Annotated in this window: 8 protein-coding genes; 4 read left to right on the top strand and 4 right to left on the bottom strand. The window is 64.2% G+C overall.

Annotated elements, in window-relative coordinates; genetic code table 11:
• Nucleotides 1-169 precede the first annotated feature (169 nt).
• From GCT13_RS10775 to GCT13_RS48280, 3 genes are all read right to left on the bottom strand, one after another.
• Nucleotides 170-1153, bottom strand: coding sequence for a sterol desaturase family protein (locus GCT13_RS10775; RefSeq protein WP_152757685.1), 984 nt, complete (start codon nucleotides 1151-1153; stop codon nucleotides 170-172).
• A gap of 104 nt (nucleotides 1154-1257) precedes the next feature.
• Entirely contained in the window at nucleotides 1258-2271 is a 1014-nt protein-coding gene (locus GCT13_RS10780; RefSeq protein ID WP_152757687.1) for a YVTN family beta-propeller repeat protein, read from the bottom strand.
• Nucleotides 2272-2584: 313 nt separating this feature from the next.
• Nucleotides 2585-2842, bottom strand: coding sequence for a hypothetical protein (locus GCT13_RS48280; RefSeq protein ID WP_193727630.1), 258 nt, complete (start codon nucleotides 2840-2842; stop codon nucleotides 2585-2587).
• A gap of 60 nt (nucleotides 2843-2902) precedes the next feature.
• Here GCT13_RS48280 and GCT13_RS10785 point away from each other — a divergent pair, with 60 nt between their 5' ends.
• Nucleotides 2903-4243 carry a YadA family autotransporter adhesin gene (locus tag GCT13_RS10785; RefSeq protein WP_321574280.1) on the top strand — a complete coding sequence of 447 codons (1341 nt, stop codon included), beginning with the start codon at nucleotides 2903-2905 and terminating at the stop codon, nucleotides 4241-4243.
• A gap of 158 nt (nucleotides 4244-4401) precedes the next feature.
• Here GCT13_RS10785 and hrpA read toward each other — a convergent pair whose 3' ends face one another.
• Nucleotides 4402-8751 carry an ATP-dependent RNA helicase HrpA gene (gene hrpA, locus GCT13_RS10790; RefSeq protein WP_152757691.1) on the bottom strand — a complete coding sequence of 1450 codons (4350 nt, stop codon included), beginning with the start codon at nucleotides 8749-8751 and terminating at the stop codon, nucleotides 4402-4404.
• 23 nt (nucleotides 8752-8774) lie between these two features.
• Between hrpA and argA the strand changes: the two genes are divergently transcribed.
• The 3 genes from argA to GCT13_RS10805 all read left to right on the top strand — a co-directional run.
• Nucleotides 8775-10154, top strand: coding sequence for an amino-acid N-acetyltransferase (argA, locus tag GCT13_RS10795; protein WP_152757693.1), 1380 nt, complete (start codon nucleotides 8775-8777; stop codon nucleotides 10152-10154).
• Nucleotides 10155-10217: 63 nt separating this feature from the next.
• Nucleotides 10218-10493, top strand: a complete 276-nt coding sequence (locus GCT13_RS10800; RefSeq protein WP_012400884.1) for an oxidative damage protection protein — start codon at nucleotides 10218-10220, stop codon at nucleotides 10491-10493.
• 704 nt (nucleotides 10494-11197) lie between these two features.
• Nucleotides 11198-11550, top strand: a 353-nt coding sequence (locus GCT13_RS10805) for an MFS transporter (protein ID WP_152757695.1), incomplete at its 3' end; no start/stop codon positions are given.

Raw genomic sequence — 11550 nt, forward strand, 5'->3', positions numbered from 1 at the left:
AAGGAAACGTGGACAGGATAAACCACGTCGAGTTCGGACGGCGAATACAGGACTTGCGGCGTGGATAACAAGGTGCGTGCGCCGCTGCGGCGGCTCGCGGCGCAGCCATCGCAGCCGACGATTGCCGGACGCGCGCGCTCGAAACAGGCAATGGAGAACGTAGGCCGCGTCAGGCCGCGCGCCGCTGCTTCTTGCCGCCGATGCGCTGCGCGATGCGCACGAACGCCAGCCAGTGTTGCGCCCAGAAGCCTTCGCCGTAGCGCCGGCCGCTGAGCTGATCGCGGATGCCCGTCGGCTCCATCTCGCGGCTCCACGATGCGCTGCCGAACATCATGTCCCACCACGGAAACAGCACGCCGAAATTGCAACCGTACTTCAGCCCTTCGTGGCCGTAGCCGATCGCGTGATGACGACGGTGGAACGTCGGGCTGACGAGCAGGCGCTCGCCGAGCCAGCCGAAGTACATGCGGATGTTCGCGTGCTGCACGCTCTGCGCGAGATTCGTGACGGCGACCAGCACGACGAACTGCGACGGCGGCACGCCGATAAAGAGCGCGATGATCGCGAAGAAACACGCTTGCAGCAGACCGTCGAACAGATGGTTGCGGTCGTCGGCCCAGAGCGACATCTGCTGCTGGCTGTGATGCACCGCGTGCAGTTCCCACCAGACACCGATCCCGTGCTGCCCGCGGTGATACCAATAGCCCGCGAAATCGAGCACCAGCAGATACATGACGAACGTGACGATCGGCTGCGTCGTCACGCCGGGCCACAGATTGTCGAGCTCGATGTTCGCGATGCCATGCAGGCGCAGCCAGCCTTGCACCGAGTCGAAAAACGGCTGCAGCGCGAAAAAGAAAAACAGATTGAGGATGCCGAGCTTCGCGATCCACGTGTACAGCACGTCGACGCGCACCGCCTTGCGATCCTTCCACTGCTCCACCGGCCGCAGCGCTTCGAGCGGCCGCAGCAGCGCGTACATCGCGAGCACTTCCAGCACGCCGACGATCACCCAGTAGAGGCTGTCGTACGTGTCCTCGTCGTAGTCCATCAGGTCGAAGCGAAACAGCAGCGGCTGCACGACATCGATGTACAGCAGCGTCTGGATCGACGAGATGAAGCTATCGAGATTGGAAACGATCAGGTGGAACATGGTGCTCTTCGTCGCGTTCGGCGTTACCCATGACTTTACCGCTTGGCTTCGCGGCTCGCAGGCGGGCGCTCAGGCAACGCGCGCCGCCTGCGTCATACGTCGCGTTACGCTCCGTTCGGCGCGGTGACAGGCGCGCGATCGAAGAAATAGATGCCGTGCGGCGAGCGGCCCACGGCGATCGTCTGGATCAGCTTGCGCGTGCTCAGGTCGATCACGCCGACGTGCTTCGCGAAACGGAACGTCACCCACAGATACCGTTTGTCCGCGGAAAGTTCCATGTCGTCCGGTCCCGGCATCAGGCCCGTGATGTCGCCGACGTTGGTGAGCGTGTCCTCGTCGATGATGCTGATCGTGCTCGCCACCCGGTTCGACACCGCGACGTGCTTGCCGTCGGCGAGCGAGCGGAAGTTGTGCGCGCCCTTGCCCGTCGTGATCGTCTTCACGACCTTCTGATTCCTCCAGTCGACGACAGCCACATAGTCCGCGCCCGTCATGCCGACGAGCAGGTACTTGTCACCGGGCGTCATCCACAGGCCGGCCGGCACCTTGCCGACTTTCATCTTCCACTTGACCGTCTGCGTGGCGAGATCGACGGCCGCCAGTTCGCCCGACACCTGCAGCGTGATGAACACCGTCTTGCTGTCGTTCGTGAACGCGATGTGACTCGGCATCACGGCGAGCGGCAGACGGCTCGCCAGCGTCATGTTGTGGCCGTCGTAGTGGTAAATGTCGAGCCGGTCGAGGCGCAGGCCCGTCGTCACGAGCCATTTGCGATCCGGCGAGAAACCGATCTGATACGGATCTTCGATGTTTTCGATCCAGCGCTGCAGCTTGCCCGTTTTCGGGTCGACGAACATCAGATTGTTCGACACCGAATTCGCGACGATCAGCGAGGAATTATCCGGCGTCGCCATCAGGTGATGCGGCTCCTTGCCCGTCGGCACGGTATCGACAACCTGATGCGTGGCCTCGTCGATCAGGCTCAGCGTGGCTTCGCCGGAATTGAGCACGATCACGTTGTTCGCATGAACCGCCGGGGAGAAGAAGCTTGCTGCCGCGACGAGCGCCGCGCCGGCTGCGAACGTGCTGGTCAAGCCGGGAAGGGAAAATTTGCGCATGAAAACTCACATCAGGGAACAGTCGCCATTGTAGAACGTTTGCACCGCCCAACGGTTGACCCGGATCGCGGAAAAACAGGGCCTTGCGGCGTGTTGCCGCAAGGGTTTCGGGCGATCCGATGCGGGCATTTTTGCCGTTGGTGCGCGGCCCCCGAACGTCGGCATTCGCACAGCCGAATCAATCCAGTCCCTGCCTTTGAAGACTTCAATACCGATTGCGAATCCGGCCATTAAACAGTGAATAAAACCTGATTAATCACGGCCCGTTTTCATCGATTGCGGACGGAAAATTCAGATCGTCATTAATTAAGAATTACCTCATATCGACGGCTCGTCGTTCGCCACAAAAATCCGTGAGCGCAATACCCGCTTTGACGCTTGCCAGCAAAACGGATACGCGCCGGCCAGCGCGGGCAGAACAGGTCCGTGTCTTCGCAAGCATCTTTTCCATTCCAGCAAAGCGGGTCTTGCCATAACCGATGCTTGTCCAGCCGCCGGGCGTTTCCGATTTATTGCTGTTCTGCTTTATCCGGAGTTTTGAGGCATGAGAATAACGATTGAAATGGCGCAAGCACACTTCGCGTATCAACGCGCCATCTTGAACGAAGTCGGAATACAGCCTGCGACACGCATGCGCCGACGCGCGCAACTGATGCTCGCGTGCGTGGTGCTGACGTCCGCAGTGGCAAACGCGAATGCCCAAGCGTTGATTGGCAACGGTTCGGTCGGTGTCGACACGACGGGCGTCGCGCTTGGCGATTCCGCGTACTCCGGCGGCATCGATGCAACGGCCGTTGGAGATACCTCGACTGCGGGCACCGACAACGCGACGGCGATCGGCGCTCATTCGCGCGCGATGGCGGCGTCGGCGACAGCGGTGGGCCATGCGGCGCAAGCGATTGCCGTCGGGTCGCTCGCGCTCGGCGCGAATTCGATGGCGACCCTCAGCAATAGCGTGGCACTCGGCGCGGGTTCGAACGCGACCTTCAGCAACAGCGTGGCGCTCGGTGCGGGCTCGACGACCCTCTTTGGCGCACAGTCCGGGTACACGGCATTCGGCCTGGACGCGTCGCAAACTTCATCTGGCGAGGTCAACGTCGGCAATCGCACGATCAGCGGCGTGGCAGCGGGCCGGGTCGACCAGGATGCCGTCAACGTCGCGCAACTGAAAGCCGTGGCGAGCAGGATCGACGGCGCGGTGATGTACGACCGCAACCCCGACGGGACGATCAGCCACGACAGCGTCACGCTGCAAGGCGACCCGGCGAACGGCGGCACCCGCATCCACAACGTCGCGAATGCCGTCGATGCCCACGATGCCGTCAATCTCGGCCAGCTTTCCGCGTTGCTCGACAGCACAGTCGGCAACATGACGGTGAACACGTCGAATCCGATGTTCAGCTCCGAGGGCTCGCCCGCCACTGAACCAGCGTTGGCCAGCGGCACCCACTCCATCGCCGCGGGCGCCAATGCGCAGGCGGGCGGCGCGAACGCGGTGGCGCTGGGCGCAGGCTCGAACGCGAGCGCGGACAATTCGGTCGCGCTCGGCCAGGGCTCGGTCGCCGATCGCGCGAATACCGTGTCGGTCGGCGCGGCTGGACAGGAGCGGCAAATCACGAACGTCGCGGCGGGCGTCCAGGGCACGGACGCCGTCAACGTCAACCAGTTGAACCAGAGCGTGAGCAGCGCAGTCGGCCAGGCAAAGAGCTACACCGACGATAAAGTGCGCTCGGTCCGCAAGGACGGCTACGGCGGCGCAGCCGCGGCGATCGCGATGGCGGGTCTGCCGCAAGCGGTGCTGCCGGGTCACGGCATGGTTGCGCTCTCAGCGGGCACGTACGGCGGACAGTCGGCGATGGCGGTCGGCGTGTCGCAACTGTCCGACACGGGCAAGTGGGTGTACAAGCTCCAGGGCACCGCGAGCTCGCGCGGCGAAGTCGGCGCGTCGGTCGGTGCGGGAATGCACTGGTGAGACGCCGCCCGGCGCGGGAGCGGACGACCAAAATCACAGGGTGTGATTTTGCCCACGTGATCTTCGTCCGCGTGGCGCGACGCCACACACGTCGCGCCACGCGACGAGCGCCCCAATGCACACTGTCGGGTGAACCGAACGCGAGGCGCCGAACTCCGTTACCGCTGCATCGATTCCCAGACCTTGTAGAGCCGCTTGACGGAGACAGGCATCGGCGTGCGCAGTTCCTGCGCGAAGAGCGACACGCGCAACTCTTCGAGCAGCCAGCGGAACTCGGCGAGCCGCGCATCCGGCACGCCGCCGCGCTGCGCGAGCGCGCGCTGGTAGTGCTGCGCGAGCGGCTGCAATTCCGCGGACTGACGCGCATCGCGCGCCGGATCGGCTTTCAGCTTGTCGATGCGCAGCGCGATGCCCTTCAGATAGCGCGGGAAATGAGTCAGCTGCGTGTACGGCGTATCGACGACAAAGCGCTTGCCGATCAGCGCATCCAACTGGTTCTGCATGTCCGCATAAGGCGCGGCGAACGGCTTCGCCTGCGCCAGCTTTTTGACGACAGCCGTGTACTCGCCAAGAATCAGTCCGCCGAGGCGTGCGATCTCTTGCGCGAGCAGCGTCAAGCGGCTGCGGCCTTCATCCTTGCGCGCGTGGAAGCTCGCGTCGTCATCGGGCAGCGGGTCTTGCAGACACGCGCGGTCGAGCGCTGTATCGATCAGTTGATCGCGCAGCTCTTCCTGCGTGCCGCGCGGCATGAACTGCATCGCCATTTCGCGCAAGCCCGGCAGGTTCTTTTCGAGGTACTTGATCGGCTCGCGCAACTGCAACGCGAAGAGCCGCCGCAGCCCTGCGCGATGGATGCGCGCCGCCTCGTCGGGCGAATCGAACACTTCCACGTCGCAATGCGTGCCGCGATCGACGAGCGCCGGATACCCGAACAGCGTCTGTCCGCCCCGGCGGATTTCGAGCAGCTCGGGCAGCTTGCCGAAATTCCACGTCGTCAGGTTTTCGTAGAGCGCGGTTGCGGATGCCGCGGGAGATTCCGCCGTCGACGGCGTGTGCGGCGCGCTCGGAGCGCTTCGCGCGGCAGTGCCGTTCGTACCACGCGAACCATCGGCCGTCGCGCCGCGCGCAGGCGCGCCGCCACCCGAAGTCGCGTTGGCCAGCGCCGCCCCTGCCGCGCTCGCCGCGATCTTCTGGAAATGCTGTTGCGCCTGACCGCCGAGTTCGGCGCGCAGTTGCGCGAGGTTGCGGCCCATCGCGAGCTGACGGCCGTGCTCGTCGATGACCTTGAAGTTCATGAACAGATGCGGCGCGAGCGTTTCGAGCTTGAAGTCCGACTGCTTCATCGCGACCTGCTTCTGCTCGCGGACATCGGCGATCAGCGCATCGAGCAGACCGCCCGTGCCGAAGCGCGTGCCGTCATGACGCTCGACGAAGCCCGCCGCGTACTCCGGCAGCGGCACGCAATGGCGGCGCAGCTTCTGCGGCAACGACTTGAGCAGCAGTTGCGTCTTCTCTTTCAGCATGCCCGGCACGAGCCACTCGACGCGCCGCGCATCCACCTGGTTCAGCGCGAAGAGCGGCACGGCGAGCGTCACGCCATCGCGCGGCGAGCCCGGCTCGAAGTGATACGTCAGCGCCATCTCGACGCCCGACATCGTCATCCGCTTAGGAAACAGATCGGTTGTGACGCCGGCCGCTTCGTGACGCATCAGGTCGTCGCGCGACAGATACAGCAGACGCAGCTTGTCTTCTTGCTGCCCGCTCTTCTTCACTTCGTCGCGATACCAGCGCTCGAACGCCGCGCCCGTATAGATGCCGTTCGGAATCGCCTGATCGTAGAACGCGTAGATGAGTTCGTCGTCGACCAGCACGTCCTGCCGGCGCGATTTGTGTTCGAGCTGCTCGATTTCGCCGAGCAGCTTGCGGTTGTGCGCGAAAAACGCGAGCTTCGTGTCGAACTCGCCTTCGACGAGCGCGCCGCGAATGAACAGCTCCCGCGCGCGCGCCGGGTCCTGCTTGCCGAAGCTCACGCGCCGCCGGTGATAGACGGGCAAGCCATACAGCATCGCGCGCTCGAACGCCGACACCTGCGCGGCGCGCTTTTCCCAATGCGGCTCGGAGAGCGACTTCTTCAACAGATGCGCGCCCACCCGCTCGATCCATTCCGGCTCGATCTTCGCGATACAGCGCGCGTACAGCCGGCTGGTCTCGACCAGTTCCGCCGCCATCGCCCACTTGCCCGCCTTCTTCACGAGCGCCGAGCCCGGCCACAGGTAGAACTTGATGCCGCGCGCGCCGAGGTAGTAAGGCTCGTCGTCGGCTTTCAGGCCGATATTGCCGAGCAGGCCCGTCAGCAGCGCAAGATGGATCTGCTCGAAGGTCGCCTCGCTTTCGTTCAGGCGCCAGCCATGCTCGCGCACCACCGTCAGCAGTTGCGAATGCACGTCGCGCCATTCGCGCAGACGCAGATGCGACAGGAAGTTCTGCCTGCATGCATCGGTTAGCTGTTTGTTCGACTTCTTGTGCGCGACGGCTTCTTCGAACCACGCCCAGATCTTCAGCCATTGCAGGAACTCCGAGCGCTCGTCGGCAAACTTGCGATGCGCCTGGTCCGCCTGCTCCTGCGCGTCGATCGGGCGATCGCGCGGGTCCTGCACCGACAGCGCGCTCGCGATGATCAGCAGTTCGCGCAGCGACTGCTGGTCGCGCGCGGCGAGAATCATCCGGCCGACGCGCGGATCGAGCGGCAGACGCGCGAGCTCGCGGCCGAGCGGCGTAAGCGCGTTATCGTCGTCGACGGCCCCGAGTTCGTTGAGCAGCTGATAACCGTCGGCGATTGCGCGCCCCGGCGGCGGCTCGATGAATGGGAACGTTTCGATCGCCGTCAGATGCAGCGACTTCATCCGCAAGATGACGGCGGCCAGCGACGAACGCAGAATCTCGGGGTCTGTGAAACGCGGCCGCGCCGCGAAGTCGTCTTCTTCGTAGAGACGAATGCAGATGCCGTCGGCGACGCGGCCGCAGCGCCCTGCCCGCTGGTTCGCGGCTGCCTGCGAGATCGACTCGACCTGCAACTGCTCGACCTTGTTGCGGTACGAGTAGCGCTTCACGCGCGCGAGGCCCGTGTCGATCACGTAACGGATGCCGGGCACCGTCAGCGACGTTTCTGCGACGTTGGTCGCGAGCACGATGCGCCGCGCGTTCGACGGACGGAACACACGCTCCTGTTCGGCCGCGGAAAGCCGCGCGAACAACGGCAGGATTTCCGTGTGCGGTGGATGGTGCTTGCGCAGCGCCTCCGCCGCGTCGCGAATCTCGCGCTCGCCGGGCAGGAACACGAGCACGTCGCCGGGGCCTTCGCGGCACAGCTCGTCGGCGGCTTCGACGATCGCGTCCATCAGATCGCGATCGGTCTCGCGTTGCGTTCTCGGACGATCCGGCCGATCCGGACGATCGCCGCGCTCGCGGCCCGCGTGGCCTTCCGCTGCCTTGACGGCCGGCGAATCTTCGGCGACGGCCCGGTAGCGTACTTCGACGGGATAGAGCCGCCCGCTCACTTCGATCACGGGCGCGGGCTTTTCTTCACTGCCGAAATGGCGCGCGAAACGGTCGGCATCGATCGTCGCCGACGTCACGATCAGCTTCAGATCGGGACGCTTCGGCAAAATTTCCTTCAGATAGCCGAGCAGAAAATCGATGTTCAGGCTGCGCTCGTGCGCTTCGTCGATGATCAGCGTGTCGTAGGCCTTCAGCAGCGGATCGGTCTGCGTTTCCGCGAGCAGAATGCCGTCCGTCATCAGCTTGACGGAAGCGCCCGGTGCGAGATTGTCGGTGAAGCGCACCTTGTAGCCGACCACTTCGCCGAACGGCGTGCCGAGTTCCTCGGCGATGCGCCGGCCCGTCGCCGATGCCGCGATCCGGCGCGGCTGCGTGTGGCCGATCAGGCCGCTGCCGCCCGCGCCGAGCCCGCGTCCGAGCGCGAGACAGATTTTCGGCAGCTGCGTCGTCTTGCCCGAACCCGTCTCGCCGCTGACGATCACGACCTGATGGCCGGCAATCGCGCGCGCGATTTCCTCGCGTCTGCCGGAAACGGGCAACGCTTCGGGGAACGTGATGGGCGGAACCGGATTCGGTTCGATCGCGCGCGTGGACTTGTGCGGTTCGCGCGGGCCTGTGCGTGGCTTGTCGCGTGGCTGTTCACGCGGTTGTTCATTTTGCTGGCCGCCGGCGCGTTTATTGCCCTGACCGCGCTGCTGCCCGTGCGCGCCGCTTTTCGGGCGATCGTGAGGCGCGCCGGCCGCTTTCTTCGTCGCGTCACCGGACGCGGAATTGCTCGCACGCGGCGCATTCGCAGCGTTCACGGAAACGTCACGACGCGAAGCTTCGCCGCGTGCGTCGCGCGATGCGTCCTGACGGTCGCGCGGCGTCGCCTTCGCGGCGTCCTTCGCAGCAGCGTCAGCCGCGTTTTTCGTATCAGCTCCTGCGGAGCTTTTGGGTACATTCGACATGGGGGCGCATTATAATCCGGGGCATGAATTCCCAAACCGACCTCGTCCCCTCGCCCGCCAGCACGCCGGCCTCGTCCAGCGACGCGGAAATCCTGTTGCAGCACGCGCAATTCGTCGACTGGATGCGATCGGTCGCGCCGTATATTCACGCGTTCCGAAACAAGACGTTCGTCGTCGGGTTCGGCGGCGAAGTCGTGCATCAGGGGCTGCTCAACGCGCTCGTCTCCGACATCGCGCTGTTGCAGGCCATGGGTATCCAGATCGTGCTCGTGCACGGGTCTCGTCCGCAAGTCGAAGAGCAGATGAGCCTGCACGGTGTCGAATCCGAGTTTTCGCACGGCATGCGCATCACCGATGCGCGCGCGCTCGAATCCGCGAAGGAAGCGGCGGGCGAAGTGCGTCTCGACATCGAGGCCGCGATCAGCCAGGGCTTGCCGAACACGCCGATGGCGCACGCGCACATCAGCGTGGTGTCGGGCAACTTCGTAACGGCGCGCCCGGTCGGCATTCTGGACGGGGTCGATTTCCAGCACACGGGTGTCGTGCGCAAGATCGATGCCGAGTCCATCCGTCATTCGCTCGCGAGCCGCAAGCTCGTGCTGCTGTCGCCGCTCGGCTTCTCGCCGACGGGCGAGGCGTTCAATCTGGCGATGGAAGATGTCGCGTCGGCGGCCGCGATTGCGCTGCGCGCGGACAAGATCGTGTTTCTCACCGAAACGGAAGGGCTGCTCGACGAGGAAGGCTCGCTGATCCGCGAAATGTCGCTGGACGACGCTTACCGGCTGCACGAAAGCGGCGCGGTGACGGGCGACGCCGGTTTCTATCTGAAGCACTCGATCCGCGCGTGCCGCGGCGGCGTGGCGCGCGCGCACATCATTCCGTACGCGCTCGACGGCGGTCTGCTGCTGGAACTGTTCTTGCACGATGGCGTCGGCACGATGATCTCGTACGAGAACCTCGAGAGCCTGCGCGAAGCAACACCCGACGACGTCGGCGGCATTCTCACGCTGATCGAGCCGCTCGAAACGGATGGCACGCTCGTACGGCGCGGACGCCACCAGATCGAGCGCGACATCGACCATTTCTCGGTGATCGAGCACGACGGCGTGCTGTTCGGCTGCGCGGCGCTGTATCCGTACCCGCAGGAGCGCATCGGCGAAATGGCGTGCCTGACGGTCGCGCCCGAAGCGCAGGGCTCGGGCGACGGCGAGCGGCTCCTGAAGCGCGTCGAGCAGCGCGCGCGGGCGCGCGGTCTCACGCGCATCTTCGTGCTGACGACGCGCACCGAACACTGGTTCCTCAAGCGGGGCTTCGTGAAGGTCACCGTCGACGATCTGCCCGAAGATCGCCGCCGGCTCTACAACTGGCAGCGCAAGTCGCTCGTGCTGATGAAACAGCTCTGAGCACTCAACATAACGCCCCTATCGCGCGACGCCGTCCCACATCGATTACAGGAGAAGCACAGCATGACTCGCATGGTTCAATGCACGAAGCTCGGCAAGGAAGCCGAAGGTCTCGATTTCCCGCCGCTGCCGGGCGAACTCGGCAAGCGGATCTACGAGAGCATTTCGAAAGAAGCGTGGCAGCAGTGGCTGAAGCAGCAGACGATGCTGATCAACGAAAACCGGCTGAACATGGCCGATCCGCGCGCGCGTCAGTATCTGATGAAGCAGACGGAGAAGTTCTTCTTCGGCGAAGGCGCCGATCAGGCTTCGGGTTACGTGCCGCCGGCGCAAGGCTGAGCGGTCGCTGCGAACCCGATGGTACAAAAATCCGCGCTTTGAGCGCGGATTTTTTTCGCCCGTACCCGGCGCGCGCCTGGTGCGAGAATTGAACGAAACCGTTAGTCGCATCCCACTTCTTCAGCCGCCGCCGAATTCCCGCAATCCTCCGCCTGACAAGGGATTGCCCCACGTTCCCGTCCCTTGCCGGACGGGCGGTTTGCACGATCCTCGCTCATCGTGCTACCATGTGCGTCGTTCTAACTGCATTAACCCTTCATTCGCGTTCAGTTCGCAACCCAGCCGTGCGCGTGCCGGGTTCGGATTTGAACTGTTTTTATACAAGAAGGCTTGTCGGTTGTTTCGTTGCAAGTCGCGCCAGATTGGACTGACGCGATCCAGAGCGACGCCTCGCCGGCCTTTTTCGTTTCAAGCCTTTCAAGCGGCATGAGCGCACTGCGTGCGTGAATGTCCTCCGGTATCTGCCCCCCTGCAAGGCCACGCGGATACCAACGTTTAGCAGCAACCCCACGAGTGCAATTTCGCGACGACCTTCGCGCTGCACGGGCGTCATTTTTTCTGCGCGAGTGCCCCGCACGTTTGCGCAGTGCGCCCTTGCGCGGTCCGCGCCAGGCAAGATGCCTTTGGCCGCTCGCGAAACTGTACTTCCAGCAATCCGTGGCGGAGCGCTTACGCGTTCGGCCGCAGTCATAGGAGTTTTAACCTTGACCGCTACCAGCAACGGCTTCTGGCGACACGAGTCCAAAGACAACAGCCTCGCCCTCGACGACATCACGGTCGTCGACAACACCCTTCTCAGGCGTGCCGTCGGCGCAATGGCCCTCGGCAATGCGATGGAATGGTTCGACTTCGGTGTGTACAGCTATATCGCCGTCACGTTGGGCAAAGTGTTCTTCCCGTCGAGCAGCCCGTCCGCGCAGCTGATCGCGACCTTCGGCACATTTGCCGCCGCGTTCCTCGTGCGCCCGATCGGCGGCATGGTGTTCGGCCCGCTCGGCGACCGCATCGGCCGTCAGCGCGTGCTCGCGATGACGATGATCATGATGGCGCTCGGCAC

It is taken from the genome of Paraburkholderia franconis (genome assembly GCF_009362735.1).
GTDB lineage: Bacteria > Pseudomonadota > Gammaproteobacteria > Burkholderiales > Burkholderiaceae > Paraburkholderia > Paraburkholderia franconis.

Bases quoted from the DNA above. Each gene is read 5' to 3' on its own strand.
- GCT13_RS10785 (WP_321574280.1), top strand. From the start codon at position 2,903: ATGCGCCGACGCGCGCAACTGATGCTCGCGTGCGTGGTGCTGACGTCC.
- GCT13_RS10780 (WP_152757687.1), bottom strand. From the start codon at position 2,271: ATGCGCAAATTTTCCCTTCCCGGCTTGACCAGCACGTTCGCAGCCGGC.
- argA (WP_152757693.1), top strand. From the start codon at position 8,775: ATGAATTCCCAAACCGACCTCGTCCCCTCGCCCGCCAGCACGCCGGCC.
- GCT13_RS10800 (WP_012400884.1), top strand. From the start codon at position 10,218: ATGACTCGCATGGTTCAATGCACGAAGCTCGGCAAGGAAGCCGAAGGT.
- GCT13_RS10775 (WP_152757685.1), bottom strand. From the start codon at position 1,153: ATGTTCCACCTGATCGTTTCCAATCTCGATAGCTTCATCTCGTCGATC.
- hrpA (WP_152757691.1), bottom strand. From the start codon at position 8,751: ATGTCGAATGTACCCAAAAGCTCCGCAGGAGCTGATACGAAAAACGCG.